13 protein-coding genes are annotated in these 15,091 nt (G+C 61.4%); 3 read left to right on the top strand and 10 right to left on the bottom strand.

Annotation, left to right across the window (positions count from 1 at the left end; genetic code table 11):
- Positions 1–267 precede the first annotated feature (267 nt).
- Positions 268–771, top strand: a complete 504-nt coding sequence (locus tag ACB039_RS15115) for an RNA methyltransferase (RefSeq protein WP_226171684.1) — start codon at positions 268–270, stop codon at positions 769–771.
- Positions 772–809: 38 nt separating this feature from the next.
- On the opposite strand, the gene ACB039_RS15110 is transcribed toward ACB039_RS15115, so the two are convergent.
- On the bottom strand, positions 810–1,562 hold the full coding sequence (locus ACB039_RS15110) for an ABC transporter substrate-binding protein (RefSeq protein ID WP_041205143.1): 753 nt from the start codon (positions 1,560–1,562) through the stop codon (positions 810–812).
- Positions 1,563–1,764: 202 nt separating this feature from the next.
- Here ACB039_RS15110 and ACB039_RS15105 point away from each other — a divergent pair, with 202 nt between their 5' ends.
- Entirely contained in the window at positions 1,765–2,196 is a 432-nt protein-coding gene (locus ACB039_RS15105; RefSeq protein ID WP_005325997.1) for a universal stress protein, read from the top strand.
- A gap of 73 nt (positions 2,197–2,269) precedes the next feature.
- On the opposite strand, the gene ACB039_RS15100 is transcribed toward ACB039_RS15105, so the two are convergent.
- The 6 genes from ACB039_RS15100 to gpt form a co-directional block, all read right to left on the bottom strand.
- Positions 2,270–2,902 (bottom strand): murein L,D-transpeptidase catalytic domain family protein, encoded by a 633-nt coding sequence (locus tag ACB039_RS15100; protein ID WP_042649874.1) that lies wholly within the window; start codon positions 2,900–2,902, stop codon positions 2,270–2,272.
- 150 nt (positions 2,903–3,052) lie between these two features.
- Positions 3,053–4,306, bottom strand: a complete 1,254-nt coding sequence (locus tag ACB039_RS15095; protein ID WP_371165954.1) for a glutamate-5-semialdehyde dehydrogenase — start codon at positions 4,304–4,306, stop codon at positions 3,053–3,055.
- Positions 4,307–4,430: 124 nt separating this feature from the next.
- On the bottom strand, positions 4,431–5,534 hold the full coding sequence (proB, locus tag ACB039_RS15090) for a glutamate 5-kinase (protein ID WP_005325991.1): 1,104 nt from the start codon (positions 5,532–5,534) through the stop codon (positions 4,431–4,433).
- Between the two features lie 133 nt (positions 5,535–5,667).
- The gene (crl, locus tag ACB039_RS15085) at positions 5,668–6,060 is read right to left on the bottom strand and encodes a sigma factor-binding protein Crl (RefSeq protein WP_041205137.1); all 393 of its coding nucleotides are present in this window, start codon (positions 6,058–6,060) and stop codon (positions 5,668–5,670) included.
- A 62-nt stretch (positions 6,061–6,122) separates the two neighbouring features.
- A complete protein-coding gene (frsA, locus tag ACB039_RS15080; protein WP_005325987.1) occupies positions 6,123–7,391 on the bottom strand; it encodes an esterase FrsA in 1,269 nt (422 codons plus the stop codon).
- Between the two features lie 172 nt (positions 7,392–7,563).
- Complete coding sequence (gene gpt / locus ACB039_RS15075; RefSeq protein ID WP_005325980.1) at positions 7,564–8,031, bottom strand: xanthine phosphoribosyltransferase; 468 nt, start codon at positions 8,029–8,031, stop codon at positions 7,564–7,566.
- A gap of 938 nt (positions 8,032–8,969) precedes the next feature.
- Here gpt and ACB039_RS15070 point away from each other — a divergent pair.
- The gene (locus ACB039_RS15070) at positions 8,970–10,421 is read left to right on the top strand and encodes an aminoacyl-histidine dipeptidase (protein ID WP_371165953.1); all 1,452 of its coding nucleotides are present in this window, start codon (positions 8,970–8,972) and stop codon (positions 10,419–10,421) included.
- A 609-nt stretch (positions 10,422–11,030) separates the two neighbouring features.
- On the opposite strand, the gene ACB039_RS15065 is transcribed toward ACB039_RS15070, so the two are convergent.
- From ACB039_RS15065 to ACB039_RS15055, 3 genes are all read right to left on the bottom strand, one after another.
- Positions 11,031–12,032: an ABC transporter ATP-binding protein gene (locus ACB039_RS15065; RefSeq protein ID WP_041205133.1), complete on the bottom strand. Its 1,002-nt coding sequence runs from the start codon at positions 12,030–12,032 to the stop codon at positions 11,031–11,033.
- A 94-nt stretch (positions 12,033–12,126) separates the two neighbouring features.
- Positions 12,127–13,185 (bottom strand): ABC transporter ATP-binding protein, encoded by a 1,059-nt coding sequence (locus ACB039_RS15060; protein WP_041206825.1) that lies wholly within the window; start codon positions 13,183–13,185, stop codon positions 12,127–12,129.
- A 13-nt stretch (positions 13,186–13,198) separates the two neighbouring features.
- A complete protein-coding gene (locus ACB039_RS15055) occupies positions 13,199–15,016 on the bottom strand; it encodes an extracellular solute-binding protein (RefSeq protein ID WP_005325959.1) in 1,818 nt (605 codons plus the stop codon).
- Positions 15,017–15,091 lie beyond the last annotated feature (75 nt).

Genomic DNA, 15,091 nt, shown 5'->3' with positions numbered 1-15,091 from the left:
GTTGGATGACGGGCCCATAAAAAAAGCGTCCGCCCCCCTGCAGGGACGGACGCCTTTGTCCGGATGAGCCTCAGTCATCTTGTATGAGGAAATGACTGCAAACCCCGCGCCAGGATGTCAGGTGCGCCACCATTGAGCGCCAGGGCGCGGGGCTGCGCCAGAGCGGTGCAACTGCTCCCTTGTTGGGCCCGCCGGACGGGAGTCGGCGCCACAGGCTGGGCAAGGGGCGCGCCGGGGGTATAATGCGCCGCCACAGAGGAGAACGAGATGAAAGAGTCAGATTACGGCGCCGCACAGCGGGTCGATGTGCAGCCGGATGCGGCTCCCGATTATTGCGCCATCGGGCTGGTCAATCCCAAGTCACCGGAGAATGTGGGAGCCGTGATGCGGGCCGCCGGCTGTTACGGGGCAGAAGAGGTCTACTACACGGGGCAGCGCTTCGAGCTGGCGCGCCGCTTTGCCACCGACACCAAGCAGATGGTGGAGAAGATCCCCCTGCTCGGGGTCGAGGATCTGCTGGCGTTCGTCCCCGAAGGCTGTACTCCTGTGCTGGTGGATCTCATCGAGGGGGCCACCTCGCTGCCGGACTATGTGCACCCGGCGCGGGCCTTCTACATCTTCGGCCCGGAGGATGGCACGCTGGATCCCGCCCGCTTCGCTGCGGTGAAGGAGGTGATCTACGTACCGACTCAGGGTTGCATGAACCTGGCCGCCTCGGTCAACGTGATCCTCTACGACCGGCTGGCCAAGAAGCTGAGGGCTGAAGACTGAGCAAGAAGGTGATCCAGACAGCCAGACACAAGACCGCATCAATCCGGTGATGGTGCCAGCGTGCGCGCCCTCGCCTCCTGCTCCCTGATAAAGTCCCGGTAGTCGTGGTAGAGCCTGTTTTTCCGATAGATCTCCGCCAACCTTCCCTGCCTGATCAGGGTGCGCATGCCGGGATCCCAGAGCCCATGCAGCTGCCTGCCCTTCTCGTTATCGGCGAAGATGGGGTAGGTCGGGATCCAGCGCAGGAAGACCTGAGCCAGCTCGGGCGGGAGGGCGCCCTTGGGGTAGAGGGCGCCATCGGTCAGGTAGTAACGGTAACGCCCCTTGAGCAGCAATTGCAGTGCCGTGGTGTGGTTGTCTATCTCGTACCAGCGCATGGTCACCGGGATGTACTTGTCGAAGGCCCAGCCCCGCAGCCAGAGCACCTCCTGCTCCTTCAGGCTGGCCTCCCCGGTCCATTGCGGCAACCAGCGCTTCTGCATCACCACAGTTACGTAGTCGGCCGAGTCGGGGTAATCCGGCTGATGAACGCCTGCCACCTCCCCCCGATAGACCCCCATCGCCATGTCGCCCCCCTTCTGCGCCACCACCGCCAGCGCCCGCTTGTAGGGCACCAGGTGAGGCTTTACCACATACCCTTCGGGTTCATAGATGGCGCGAACAAGGTCCAGATAGACCCCTTTGCCATCCCTTTGGCAGAAGCCGGGCCAGTCATCACAATAAACGTGCAGGGTGTCGGCCCGAACAGGCAAGACGAGCAGCAAGCAGCACAACAGGAGCGGACGAACCATGTACCAGTGTTTCCTCTAAGATGTTGCCGTCAGCAGGCGCTCACAGCCAGGCGGCACATTCAGGCATACAGATAGCATAGAAAGCCGTCGTGCCCGTTCATATTTTTCCTGATTTTGCGAGCGGGTCGAGGGTTATTGCCCCATCGTTCCGTATCATGAATCATAAGATTCATTAGTGACCTAACTTGAGGGGAGCTTTCTCATGCCAACCATCAAATCCCTGCTCTGTCCCGTCGATTTTTCCGATATGTCCAAGGCCGTGCTCGACTACGCCGTCTTCATGGCCCAGAGCCACCAGGCCGAGCTCAAGCTGGTGCACGTGGTGGACCAGTTGCACGGCTTCGACAGCTACAAGATCCTGCACATGACCGCCATCGAGATCACCCACGAGATGGAGCGTCAGGCCAAGAGCCAGCTCAAGGAGCTGGTCGCCAGCCTGCCCATCCCGGCCAAGTTCGAGGTGCGCTTCGGCCGCGCCGCCGACGAGATCGTCCTCCAGGCGAAGGAAGACAAGGTGGATCTGCTGGTCATGGGCAGCCACGGTCGCTCCGGCCTCAGCCATCTGCTGGTGGGCAGCGTGGCGGAATCCGTGGTGCGTCACGCCCCCTGCCCGGTGTTGGTGGTGCGCAAATAATCCCCCTTCCATCTGACAACCGAAGGCCAGCATTTGCTGGCCTTCTTGCCCTGTATTGCTCGGGGTACCCGCCTCAGCCGTGGGCATAGATGACACTCCCCCCCTTGATGATGTCGATGATGGCCCTCGACTGCTCTCGCGGCAGCGCGGGGCAACCCCAGCTGCGGCCCAGCTTGTCATATTTTTGCAGATGCCTCGGGCTCGCATAGTCAGCACCGTGCACGACGATGGCGCGCTTGCGGGCATTGCTGTTCTTGCCCGGACTCAGTCCGTCGAGGCGCAGGGAGTAGCCGTGCTTGCCCTGATAGGTTTCGGCAGTGCGATAGACCCCGAGGGAACTCTGCCGGGAATTCATCTGGTTGGAGAACTGGCGCGCCGCCAGCTCCCCCGAATTGCGACCGTGGCTGACCCAGGTGTGGTAGAGCAGCTTGTGCCGCTTCACGTCGATGACGAACAGCCGGCGCATGGTCGAGGGCTTGCTGTAATCGATGATGGTGAGGATGGGTTTGCGCTTGTGGCGCACATCTTGATAGCCCCGCAGGGCCTTGCGAAACACCTGTTTGTCGAGCTTGCCCGCCAGACCCAGCTGACGGTAGAGATCCTGATCCCAGCTGGCGTGGCCCTGGCTGCTAAAGCAGAGCGCCACCAGCAGCGGCAGCCCCAGCCAGAGGCGGGTCAGCCGCGCAATCCAATGCTGTCGCTTCATCCTTGAAGTCGCTCCCCTTCCTGATCTTGCGCCCTGAATGACGCCATCTCTCGCTGGATAGTTATATGCAAGCCACTGATAGTGCGCAATAAAAAACCACAAAAATGCCGACCAGAGTCGGCATTGACGGCAAGATGTTGATCGCCTTGCTCAGGCACGGATCAGATAGTCCGCCTGGCCGACCCATTTGTAACTGGTCAGCTCGGTCAGCCCCATGGGGCCGCGGGCGTGCAGCATCTGGGTCGAGACCGCGACTTCCGCGCCGAGACCAAACTGGCCGCCATCGGTGAAGCGGGTGGAGGCGTTGACGTAGACCGCCGCCGAACCGGCACCGTTGACGAAGCGCTCGGCGTTGGCGAGGGAGTTGGTCAGGATGGCGTCGGAGTGGCCGGCGTTGTGCTCGCGCATGTGGGCCAGCGCCTCGTTGACGTCAGCCACCAGCCTGATCCCCAGAGTCAGCCCCAGCCATTCGGTGTCGAAGTCTTCCACCCCCGCCTCGCACAGGTTGTCGGCACCGGCCAGCAGTGGCATGGCGCTAGGTGCGGCCACCAGGGTCACCTGGCGCTCGTTCATCAGGGAGACCAGCTGCGGCAGGAAGGTGGCAGCCACCTTCTCGTGGACCAGCAGGGTATCGAGGGCGTTGCAGGCGGAGGGGCGCTGCACCTTGGCGTTGTCGATGACCGCGAGGGAACGTTCCAGATCGGCGCTCTCGTCTACGAAGATGTGGCTGATGCCAAAGCCGCCGATGATGACGGGGATGGAGCTGTTCTCCTTGCACATCTTGTGCAGCCCGGCACCGCCGCGGGGGATGATCATGTCCACATAGCGATCGAGGCGCAGCAGCTCGCCCACCAGGGCCCGGTCAGGGTTGTCGATGTACTGCACCGCATCACCAGGCAAGCCCGAGGCTGCCAAGGCGCGCTGGATCACCCGCACCAGCTCCAGATTGGAGTGGAAGGTCTCGCGCCCACCGCGCAAGATGCTGGCGTTGCCGGTCTTGAGGCAGAGGCTGGCGATGTCGATGGTGACGTTGGGGCGCGCCTCGTAGATGACGCCGATGACACCGATAGGCACCCGGCGGCGGGAGAGGCGAAGGCCGTTCTCCAGCACCCGGCTGTCGATTTCGGCGCCGACCGGATCGTCAAGGGAGATCACCTTGCGCACGTCCGCCACTATGCCGGTGAGGCGGGCGGGGTTGAGCAGCAGGCGATCCAGCATGGCTTCCGACAAGCCGGCATCGCGGCCTGCCGCGATATCCTTCTCGTTGGCAGCCAGGATCTGCGCACTGTGCGCTTCCAGTTCATCGGCGATGGCGGCCAGCGCGCGGTTTTTCTGCGCCGTGCTGATGGTCGCCAGCTGATAGGCGGCCTCGCGGGCCGCCTGCCCCATTTTCTCCAGACTCATAACGTCATCCTTTTTCTCTTTCATAGGTGCTGCCTGGAGCAGCACCATGTCGTCTCTGTGGCTGGCCCATGATCCCATAGCCATGGCCGCAGCCGTAGCGGCAGGGTCTATCAGGGCCGACTGCTCACAGCAGCACCATATCATCCCGGTGGATGGCAACGGCGCCATAGCCGTAACCCAGCACGGCCTCTATCTGATCCGAGTGTACGCCCCGCAGCTTCTCAAGCTCCAGATGATCGTAACGGCAGATGCCGCGGGCCAGCTCGCCCCCCTGGGGGCCCAGGATCCGCACGACGTCGCCACGGACGAAGTCTCCCTTGACCGCGACTATGCCCTTGGGCAGCAGGCTGGAGCCCTTCTCCTGCATGGCGGCCACGGCCCCCTGATCCACCTGGACTTCGCCGTGAGGGGGCGGCCCTGCCAGGATCCAGCTCTTGCGCCCTTCCAGCGGCGAGGCCAGTGCCGGGAACAGGGTGCCCACCCGCTCGCCAGCGGCAAGGCGACCGATCACTTCCGGGATCTGGCCGGTGGCGATCACCACGTTGACCCCGGCGCGGCGCGCCACGTCGGCGGCCTGCAGCTTGGTGGCCATGCCGCCGGTGCCCAGACCGCTGACGCTGTCACCGGCGAGGGATCGCAGGGTGTCGTCTATGGTCTGCACCTCTTCGATGAGCTGGGCATCCGGGTTGGTGCGAGGGTCCGCGGTGAAGAGCCCCTTCTGATCGGTCAGCAGGATCAGCAGATCCGCATCCGCCAGGATGGCGGCGCGGGCGGAGAGGTTGTCGTTGTCCCCCACCTTGATCTCGGCGGTGGCCACGGCGTCGTTCTCGTTGATCACGGGGATGATGCGGTGATCGAGCAGGGTGCGCAGGGTGTCACGGGCATTGAGGTAACGTTCCCTGTCCTCCAGATCGGCGCGGGTCAGCAACATCTGGCCGATGTGCAGACCATAGAGGTTGAACAGGTCCTGCCAAACCCGGATCAACTGGGTCTGACCGACTGCCGCCAGCATCTGCTTGTTGGGCAGGGTCGGCGCCAGCGGAGGGTGTCCCAGATGCTCACGTCCAGCGGCGATGGCGCCAGAGGTCACCAGCACGACACGGTGCCCGTGTCGATGCAGGGCGGCACACTGCCTGACCAGCTCCACCATGTGGGCACGATTGAGATGGGCAGATCCCCCGGTGAGCACGCTGGTGCCCAATTTGACGACTATGGTTCTGTTTTCCATGGGAACAAAGGGTCAGAAAAGTAAGGAATCCCTTTATACCCACGGCCCTGTTGCCCTGCAAGGCAATTAAGCCTCACAGCTGTCATGGCAAAGAGGGGGCCCCGCGGATCGATGACCACAGGGCCCAGGCGGATCAGGCCGCCGTCACGTTCAGCTCGTTGGTGACCTGCTTCGCGGGAGACAAGGTGCACTCCAGCAGGGTCAGCTTGCCGCTGATGAGTTTGTAGAAGTGGTGGAGGGTTCGTTCGACCTCAGCCTGGTGCTTCTTGGGCAGCGGCTTGTCGAGCCACACCCCGTCCGCATTGTAGAAGCCGACCTGATAGTGATAGCTGAAGCTGTGGTCCTCCTGCTCCAGCACCAGCCACCAGCCCCAGAACTCCCGCTTGTCCGGCGCCGGTTTGGCACTGACACAGACGGAAAGGCAGTCGAAGCGGTAGCGTCCCTCCTCGCACAGATCCTCGCGCAGATAGGGGCCAATGGCCGCGAATTGCCTCAGCAATCGCTTGTAGGTCACTCTTTCTGACATGCTAACCTCCCTGTTGAACAAGCCATACCATCACATGGTGATGTTACATTTTTAGTTCTATATCATGTACATAAGTGTTTCTTTAGCCAATCTACCGTCTCTTTGAGCGCCTCGTCATACACCTCGAGCAGAGGCTGTTTGTCAAACACCACCGCCTTGCCATTGCGGCTGGCGGAGGCCAGGGCCCGGACATCCGGCTCGGGACAAATGAAGTCACGCTTGTGGCCAATGCTCAGGATGGGCACAGAGGTGCGACTCCCCAGCAACCCCTGGGTCTTGAGGGAGAAGACCTGGCACTTGGTACGCAGCAGATCCCACTGGGCGGCATCGGCCCCCAGGCGGTTCGCCAGCCCGTCCCGCATCATGCGCGGACAACGGGCAAACATCTCCTGATTGGTAAACACCTGATTGATGCCGGCCCCGATGCAGACCACAGTCCTGAGCTTGAAGGGCTCGATGAAGGCGAGGCGTGCTGCCACATTGCCGGCGAGGCGGAATCCCACCATGGCGATGCGCTGATGATCGACCCAGGCCACCTCGGAGAGGTGATTGAGCACCGCCTGGTGCAGGCGACTGGTGTCCTGCACCAGCGGCCAGTGCTCCGCATAGCCGGTTCCCGGCATATCCAGCGACAACATGCCGATGCCGTGGGGCTCGAGGCACTTGAAGTAGAAGTTGAGGAAGTCGACCTGGAGGGCGTCGATGCCGCCACTGACGATGACCAGAGGCACAGGCTTGTCGGTGGTGGGCAGGTGCAGATAGCCCTGAATGGTCTTGCCCCGGAACGGGACCTGCAGCTCCTTGAGGGGCACCTTGAACAGCCTGCCTGCCTCGCGGTAAGCCATGTTGCAGAGCAACTGGGCCTGATCCGCCAGCTCGTCATTCTTGAGGTGGGGGTAGCTCGCGATGGAGTAGTAGCGCACCGCCTTGAGCAGATTCTTCAACGCTCCGGCGGCATCGCCCTGGCTCACCAGCTCGCGCCCGGCATTGAAATAGCGGCCAGCCAGCTGGCTCCACTCATAGACCCAGTTGCCGGGCACATAGCCCTTGATGGTATCCAGATAGCGCTCGTGGCTGCGTTCCCCCTGCCCCATGGCGATGCGGGCCAGGGTCTGCTCCACCTCCACCGGATCCGCCCCCTGCCAGGCCCAGGTCGGCCGGCGCAGCAGGCGATACCAATGGGGCGACAGGGCGCCGTCGATGAAACTCTCGGCCAGGGAGCTGTCCTGCTCTTCGACCGGGCTGGAGTTGGATATTTCGGAGGTTTCCAATACCTTTTTGACCCGGGTGAACAGCTTTTCCGTCAGATTGGTATCGTCGTTTGGTTCCAAGATGGTGACTCTTCTGTCTCAAACAATGGCCCATCTTAACCACTTTTCACCGCAGGCAGCCACATCATAAACACATAAGGCCCCAAACAGGGGCCTTATGAAACCGTCTTGCCATCGGCGCGAGCAACCCGCCCCCGCAGCAGTCAGGGGCGGTGCGCCAAGGCAGCGGCAATTACTCTTCGTCGCAGATCGGGTTGGCAAACTCCAGCGCCATGTCCCAGGGCTGCTCAATCCAGGTGTCCTGCGGGATGGCGACCTCGAAGTCATCCACCAGCGGCTCACCCATCGGCTTGGCGAAGATGGTGATGAACTTGGCCTTGGGATAGAGATCACGGATCGCCTTGGCGGTACCACCGGTGTCCACCAGATCGTCCACCACCAGCCAGCCTTCGCCGTCACCGGCGGTGGTGGCGGCCTTGACGACCACCAGCTCACGCTGGCTGTTGTGGTCATAGCTGGAGATACAGAGGGTTTCGACGTTGCGAATGCCAAGTTCGCGGGCCATCAGGGCGGCAGGCACCAGGCCACCACGGCTGACCGCGATGATCCCTTTCCACTGGCTGACGGGCAGTTGACGACGGGCCAGACGGCGCGCTTCACGTTGCAGGTTATCCCACGACACATAGAACTTTTTTGGCATGCTATCGATCTCAACGAGTTATAAAGGCAATCACTTAAGGCGTAAGAGTCCCGGCAGACACACGGGATCCGGTAAATTCTGGCCCCCGTTTCCCGAATTTTGCTTGCACTTTTGCGGCCTCAGGAGTGAACCCTCGGCAGCAAAAAGCAAATGCATTGAAAACAGGACGGGCATGGCTGGCGGCCATATCGATCGAAACCCAGACCTCAGGCCAGCTGTTGGGCCGGTATGATAGCACCCTTTGCAGATAAAATGACTGGCAAACGTATGCGAAAAACAGGAAAAATCGGTCATCTCCTGCCTGCTTCGCCTCCCCTCGGGGCTCGGCCCTCGTCAACAGGGTGCTCATTTGAAGAGCAAACCTCGAATTTCGGGTAAAAAAATAGCAGGGGGAGGATGGAACCCTCACACACCTGCTGCTTTTCTGCTTTCTCTGTCAGCCTGGCTGACTGCCCGGCTTAACGGCGACCGGCGTAGGGGTTCGGATAGTTGAAACCCTGGGTATAGAGGGACTGGGCAAACCAATAGGTTGAATTGCTGCCTGACATAATGAACTCCTGATTGCTTAACAAGTTACGTACCTTTAATGCGGGTTCAGATCCTTGAACAGACACTCGGTTCCGTGGAGGCGCACTTGCTTTGCTTCGGTTCCCTGGAGGCATTGATTGTCGTCCTGACAAGTGGTTGACCCACGGCGGCTAATTTACCACCCGGCGGCGAAAAGACAATATTTTTGTGATGCTCGTCACGAATTTCATATTGTGCTGATACAAATGGACAAGGCAGTCATGTTCGCCATTCTGGCTCCCTTTATCAGCACAAGCAGACCGCAATTTGCGCAGATCGCTCACATTTTTGTGTGATTGACTGTATTATCGTTACCCTCTTCTGTGGCCCACTGGGCCCTGTCCATTTCCGTGCTGGTAAGGAGTCCCGACGTGGCACAGCTTAGTTCTCTGTCTCCCAAATTGATTTGGCAATTCTTCGAGCAGATCTGCTCCATTCCCCACCCCTCCAAGCACGAGGCCAAGTTGAGCGCCTGGATAGTGCAGTGGGCCCAGGGAGAAGGCCTGGCGGTCAAGCAAGACGCCGTGGGCAACATCATCATCAAGAAGCCGGCCACCACAGGGATGGAAAACCGCAAGGCCGTGGTGCTGCAGGCCCACATCGACATGGTGCCCCAGGCCAATGCCGACACCCAGCACGACTTCACCAAAGACCCTATCGATGCCTATATCGACGGTGAATGGGTCACCGCCCGTGGCACCACCCTGGGCGCCGACAACGGCATGGGCATGGCAGGCTGCCTGGCCGTGCTGGCGGACAAGACCATCAAGCACGGCCCGCTGGAAGTGCTGCTGACCACCGACGAAGAGACCGGCATGACAGGCGCCTTCGGCCTGGAAGCGGGCTGGCTGGAGGGCGAGATCCTGCTCAACACCGACTCCGAAGAGGATGGCGAGGTCTACATGGGCTGTGCCGGCGGCGTGGATGCCAATATCCGCTTCCCGCTGGAGCTGGTCGCCGCCACTGAAGGCGAAGGCTTCGAGCTGCAGGTCAAGGGGCTGCGTGGCGGTCACTCCGGGGTCGACATTCACCGCGGTCGTGGCAACGCCAACAAGCTGCTGGTGCGTCTGCTCAAGGCCGCCGAGCCGCTGGGGGTACGTCTGGCCGAGATAAGCGGCGGTACCCTGCGCAACGCCATCCCCCGCGAAGCCCGCGCCACCCTGCTGGTGCCCACCGCCAGTGCCAGCGAGTTCAAGGCCCTGGTTGACCGCTACGCCGGCATCTACCAGAGCGAGCTGGCCGCCACCGAAGCGAACCTGACCGTGCTGCTGAGCGGCCGGGACACGCCCGCCAAGCTGATGAGCGAATCCCTCCAGACCCGCCTGCTGGACGCCCTGGTGGCCTGCCCCAACGGGGTGATGCGCATGAGCGACGCCATCCCGGGCGTCACCGAGACCTCCACCAACCTGGGGGTCATCAAGACCCTCGACGGCGAGGTGTATGTGCAGTGCCTGATCCGCTCCCTGATCGACTCCGGTCGCGAGAGCGTAGAGCAGATGACCCGCTCCCTGTTCAGCCTGGCGGGCGCCAGCTGTGAATTCACCGGCGCCTACCCGGGCTGGGCACCGAACGTGGACTCCCCCGTCATGGCCCTGGTGCGCAACAGCTACCAGACCCTGTTCGGCGAGATGCCGAACGTCATGGTGATCCACGCCGGCCTCGAGTGTGGTCTGTTCAAGAGCGCCTACCCGGATTGGGACATGGTCTCCTTCGGCCCGACCATCCGCGGCGCCCACGCGCCGGGCGAGAAGGTACACATCCCGGCGGTCGAGCGCTTCTGGCAACTGCTGGTCCACGTGCTGGAACAGATCCCGGCCAAGTAAGCACCGCCTCCCCTGCCGCCTCATGCCCCGCCCAGTGCGGGGCATGTCATTGGTGCTCCCCCTTGCTCTCCCTGCGTTGCATCTTCACAGCCCCTACCGCTCCCCCTTGAAAGCGTATCCATAAGCAACCCTGGATTTGAAAACCTTTTCCATGATTTATGTAAATTTACAACACAATAAGTTGATCGAGATCACAAAAGCCTCTAGCATCAAAGTGTGACCAAGGTCACAGGAAACAATAATCAACAGAGCGAAGAGGTATGACTATGTTTGAGAACCTGGCAGTGCTGTTCCACCTGAAGGGTGCATCCAGCAAGAAAGGCACACAAGAGAAAGACACTTATGCGCCTTCGACTCGCAACTACTACTTCCGCTATGGCGCCTGATGTCGCCGGCTCGGATGTCGAAGCAACAAAAGTAGTAAAATTACAAAATAACGCAATCCACACAACAGCCACCCCCTCGGGGCGCTGTCCTGCCCGGGCCAGATGTTCCACGGCCAAACCTGAACTCCAACCATGAAGATGGGGCCCACAGGCCCCATTTTTTATTGATCATCCTCGACACCGCCTTGCTGTGATACCGGCCGTGGCGAAGCGGACGCCGGCATCAGACCGCCTTTCCCAACGGCACCGCCTCCACGGCAGGCAAGGGGAAGTGGCAGGCTACCTGATGGGCTTCTGTGCCACACGGCTCGAGACTCGGCGAGGTACTGCGGCACAGATCCGTGGCATAGGGGCAACGTTGATGGAAATGACAACCGCTCGGGGGAGAGATGGGTGAGGGCACATCCCCGGTCAGAAGGATGCGCTGGTTGCGCCGGCGAGGATCCGGCACCGGGATCGCCGAGATAAGCGCCTGGGTGTAGGGATGGCGCGGGCTCAGATAAAGTTGCTGGGCCTCTGCCAACTCGACGATGCGCCCGAGGTACATCACCGCTATCCGGTCCGAGATGTGCTTGACCACCGACAGATCGTGGGCGATGAAGATGATGGCCAGATTCATCTCCCGCTGCAGGGTGAGCAGCAAGTTCACTATCTGGGACTGTACCGAGACATCCAGCGCCGATACCGCCTCGTCACACACCAGCAGCCTGGGTTTGAGGGCGATGGCACGGGCAATGCCGATGCGCTGGCGCTGACCGCCTGAAAACTCGTGAGGATAGCGATCCACCGCACTCTTCGGCAGGCCCACCTTGTCCAGCAGCTCCAGCACCCAGCCCCGTCGCTGCGCTGTGTTGCCTTTACCGTGGATGATGAAGGGCTCTTCCAGGATCTGGCCCACGGTGTGACGACCATTGAGAGACTCTGCAGGATCCTGAAACACGATCTGCATCTCCTGGCGCAGGGATCGCATCTCCCCGGGTGACAACCGGGTGATGTCGCGTCCCTCGAAACTTATCTGCCCCGCCGTGGGCTCAAACAGCTTGAGCAGGGAACGGCCCAGGGTGGACTTGCCACAGCCGGACTCCCCTACCAGCCCCAGCGTCTCCCCCTGCTTCAGGTCAAAGCTGATGCCATCCACCGCATAGACGGTGTAGGGTTTGCGCAAGAAGCCGCCACCCATCTTGAAATGCTGCTTCAAGTCCCTTACCGACAACAAGACGCTCATCGCCGCCACTCCCGTCCATCCTGGTGAAGAGCCGACATAGCCCCTTCCCTATTGCTGAAGTGCTGTTTCAACTCCCGCACCGACAACAAGACGCTCATATGCTCAACTCCTTCCAGTGGTGGCAGGCCACTGCGTGGCGATCGCTCAGCTGCTCTGTCGCCGGTATGGTGCTCACGCAGATCTCGGTGGCGTGGGGGCAACGGTTGGAGAAGCGGCAGCCCGCTGGCATCTCGTGCAGGGCGGGCACCTGGCCCTTGATGGTCTTGAGCAGGCTCTTGGGCACATCTTCGAGGCGCGGGATCGAGGCCATCAGACCATGAGTATAGGGATGGCGCGGGTGGTCAAACAGCTCGAAGATGTCGGCCCGCTCCACGGCGCGGCCCGCATACATCACCACCACCTCGTCGCACAGCTCGGCCACCACCCCGAGATCATGGGTGATGAAGATGATGGCCATGCCGGTCTGGGCCTGCAGCGCCTTCATCAGATCCAGGATCTGGGCCTGGATGGTGACATCCAGCGCCGTGGTCGGCTCGTCGCAGATGAGCAAATCCGGCTCGCAGGCTAGCGCCATGGCGATCATCACCCGCTGGCGCATGCCGCCGGAGAGGTTGTGGGGATAGACGGCAAAACGCTGGGCCGGCTCCGGGATCCCCACCTTCTGCAGCATGGCGATGGCGGCCTCCTTGCGCTGAGCCTTGCTGAAATCGGGCCTGTGCAGGCTGAACACCTCCATCAGCTGATCCCCCACGGTCTGCACCGGGTTGAGGGCCGTCATCGGCTCCTGGAAGATCATCGAGATGCGGTTGCCGCGCACCCTGTACATCTGATCCGGCTGCATCGTGAGCAGCTCCTCCCCCTGAAAGCGGATGGAACCAGCTACTACCTGACCGTGGGGCCTCGGCAACAGCCCCATGATGGCCAGCGAGGTAACGCTCTTGCCGCAGCCGGACTCGCCGACTATCCCCAGGGTCTGGCCCGGGGCTACCTTGAAGCTGACCCCGTCGAGCACCTTTATCTTGCCGTCATCGACCGCGAACTCCACCTCGAGATCGCTGACCTCGAGGATGGGGGCCATGCTCTGACCGCCATCAGCGGTGAACTTCCCCCCATTCTCTCGAACGTCGAGGATGGGAGCCTGTGTCTCTGCCATCGCCTCCCCCTTCTCAATGATGCGCATAGATCTTGTCGATCAGGGTGATGGGCGCAAGCGCTTCACCCGCGTCCTTGGCCTTACGGGTCTCTTCCTGCACCTTGGGATCGAGCCAGAGCAGGCCGCCACTGCTGTGGGGGTAGCCATCCATGGGCCAATAGAGCAGATCCGGCGTGTTACGGGTGGCGGGCACCTCCGGCAGCATCACATGACGCCAGCTGCTGGCCCGCACGTAGTTGAGCTGCACCCCGGGCACGAAGATGGCGAGATCATAGATGCGCTGCTGGACCTGACGGGAGATCTCGGCCCGCTTGGTCATGTCGAACTCAACGTTGTAGGCATCGATCAGGGCGTCCAGCTCCTTGTCGGCCACGTTGAACAGGTTGTTGGTCTGCGGCTTGTTGGCGTTGGCCGAGTGGAACGACTCCCAATATTGCGGGTAGAGACCACCGCCACCCCAGCCGAGCCAGGCTGCCTCGTGCTTCTTCTCCAGCATCACCTTGAAGCCGGTGGCGCCATCCACCAGGTTGAGCTCCAGATCCAGGCCTGCCTTCTTGGCCTCTTCCTTGAGTACGGTCAGCCGCTTGGAGTGCTCCTGGCTGGTGTAGGTGAGGGCAAGCGTCAGTCGCTCGCCCTTGTCATTTTGCAAGATGCCGTCCGGCCCCGGCTTGTTGTAGCCGCCCCTGGCGAAGTACTCCCGCGCCTTGGTGATGTCATAGGCCCGCTCCGGCAGCTTGATGTCGGTGAATTCGCCAAAGCCCGAGCCGAAGGTGGTGGCCCTGTCATAATCGCCGTGCAGCACGGTCGCGATCATCTTGTCCAGGTTCATGGCGTGCTGGATGCCGAGGCGCACATTCACGTCCGCCAGCTTGGGATTGGCCACATTGAGGTGCACCCCCTGCCCCCCCTGCTTGGTGTCGGTCATCGCCATCACCTTCTGCACGTACCCCTTCTTGTATTCCGGGGTGACCGCTTTTTCATGCCACCAGTTGGGCAAGATCATCTCGAAAGTGTCCAGCTCCCCTTTCAGGAAGTGGCGAAACGCTATGTTGTGATCGCGGATCACCTGCACCTTGATGCGATCGATATTGAATCTGTGCTGGTTGTAACGATCGTTCTGGGCCCACCAGTTCTGCTGCTTGCTGAAGGTGATGGACTTGCCCTTCTTCACCTCGCTCATCACATAGGGGCCCGTGGTCGGGACCACAGCCCAGTTGTACTGCTTCACCCAGTTCGGTCCCATCTTGTAGTAGTGCTTCGGCTGGGGCCACAGCTCCGTGGTGTTGAGCAGGTCCAGCCTGGCCTTGCGGCTGCCTGCCTTCACCAGGATGGTATGATCGTCAACCTTCTCCACCGCCACCACCTCTGTGGTGTAGTAGTTGTTGAACCAGGGGCCCTTGATGTCCTTGGAGCGCATCATCTCGTAGCCGAAGGTGTAGTCGTCGGCGGTGACCGGCTTGCCGTCAGACCATTTGGCACGGGGGTCCAACTTGAAGTAGACGGTCTGGCTGTCCGGCGCGATGGCCCAGGCGCTCGCCAGCGAGGGGATGGGGTTGCCAGTGTTGGGATGGAAGCTGATGAGCCTCAGCTGGTTGTCCTGGATGAAGGAGCGGAACGAACCGTTGGAATCGGGCCCCACGGTGCGAAACGTCAGCGGAAAGCTGTCGATGAAGAGGTTGAGAGTGCCACCGGGCAGCGCCTTGGGGGAGGCGAAGGTGGGGTCGGTGTCGTTGGTCTCCCACTTGAGATCCGCAGGCAGGCTGGCGGCCCACACCCAGGATCCGTTCACCAGCAGAAAAAGCGCACCTATCCATTTGATTTTATTTTTCATGTTTGACTTCCAGGTCTAGCCCCTGCACCGGGGGCGTCTCAATTAAGGGTTGGATACCCAGGGCCCTGAGGCGTG

This window comes from Aeromonas sp. S2(2024) (genome assembly GCF_041402505.1).
GTDB lineage: Bacteria > Pseudomonadota > Gammaproteobacteria > Enterobacterales > Aeromonadaceae > Aeromonas > Aeromonas media.
Note: the sequence above shows the minus strand (reverse complement) of the source record. Positions and strands in the feature narration are given on the sequence as shown.

Excerpts from the sequence above, each read along its gene's own strand:
- ACB039_RS15115 (WP_226171684.1), top strand. The coding sequence starts at position 268 with ATGAAAGAGTCAGATTACGGCGCCGCACAGCGGGTCGATGTGCAGCCG.
- ACB039_RS15110 (WP_041205143.1), bottom strand. The coding sequence starts at position 1,562 with ATGGTTCGTCCGCTCCTGTTGTGCTGCTTGCTGCTCGTCTTGCCTGTT.
- ACB039_RS15105 (WP_005325997.1), top strand. The coding sequence starts at position 1,765 with ATGCCAACCATCAAATCCCTGCTCTGTCCCGTCGATTTTTCCGATATG.
- ACB039_RS15100 (WP_042649874.1), bottom strand. The coding sequence starts at position 2,902 with ATGAAGCGACAGCATTGGATTGCGCGGCTGACCCGCCTCTGGCTGGGG.
- ACB039_RS15095 (WP_371165954.1), bottom strand. The coding sequence starts at position 4,306 with ATGAGTCTGGAGAAAATGGGGCAGGCGGCCCGCGAGGCCGCCTATCAG.
- proB (WP_005325991.1), bottom strand. The coding sequence starts at position 5,534 with ATGGAAAACAGAACCATAGTCGTCAAATTGGGCACCAGCGTGCTCACC.
- crl (WP_041205137.1), bottom strand. The coding sequence starts at position 6,060 with ATGTCAGAAAGAGTGACCTACAAGCGATTGCTGAGGCAATTCGCGGCC.
- gpt (WP_005325980.1), bottom strand. The coding sequence starts at position 8,031 with ATGCCAAAAAAGTTCTATGTGTCGTGGGATAACCTGCAACGTGAAGCG.
- ACB039_RS15065 (WP_041205133.1), bottom strand. The coding sequence starts at position 12,032 with ATGAGCGTCTTGTTGTCGGTAAGGGACTTGAAGCAGCATTTCAAGATG.
- ACB039_RS15060 (WP_041206825.1), bottom strand. The coding sequence starts at position 13,185 with ATGGCAGAGACACAGGCTCCCATCCTCGACGTTCGAGAGAATGGGGGG.
- ACB039_RS15055 (WP_005325959.1), bottom strand. The coding sequence starts at position 15,016 with ATGAAAAATAAAATCAAATGGATAGGTGCGCTTTTTCTGCTGGTGAAC.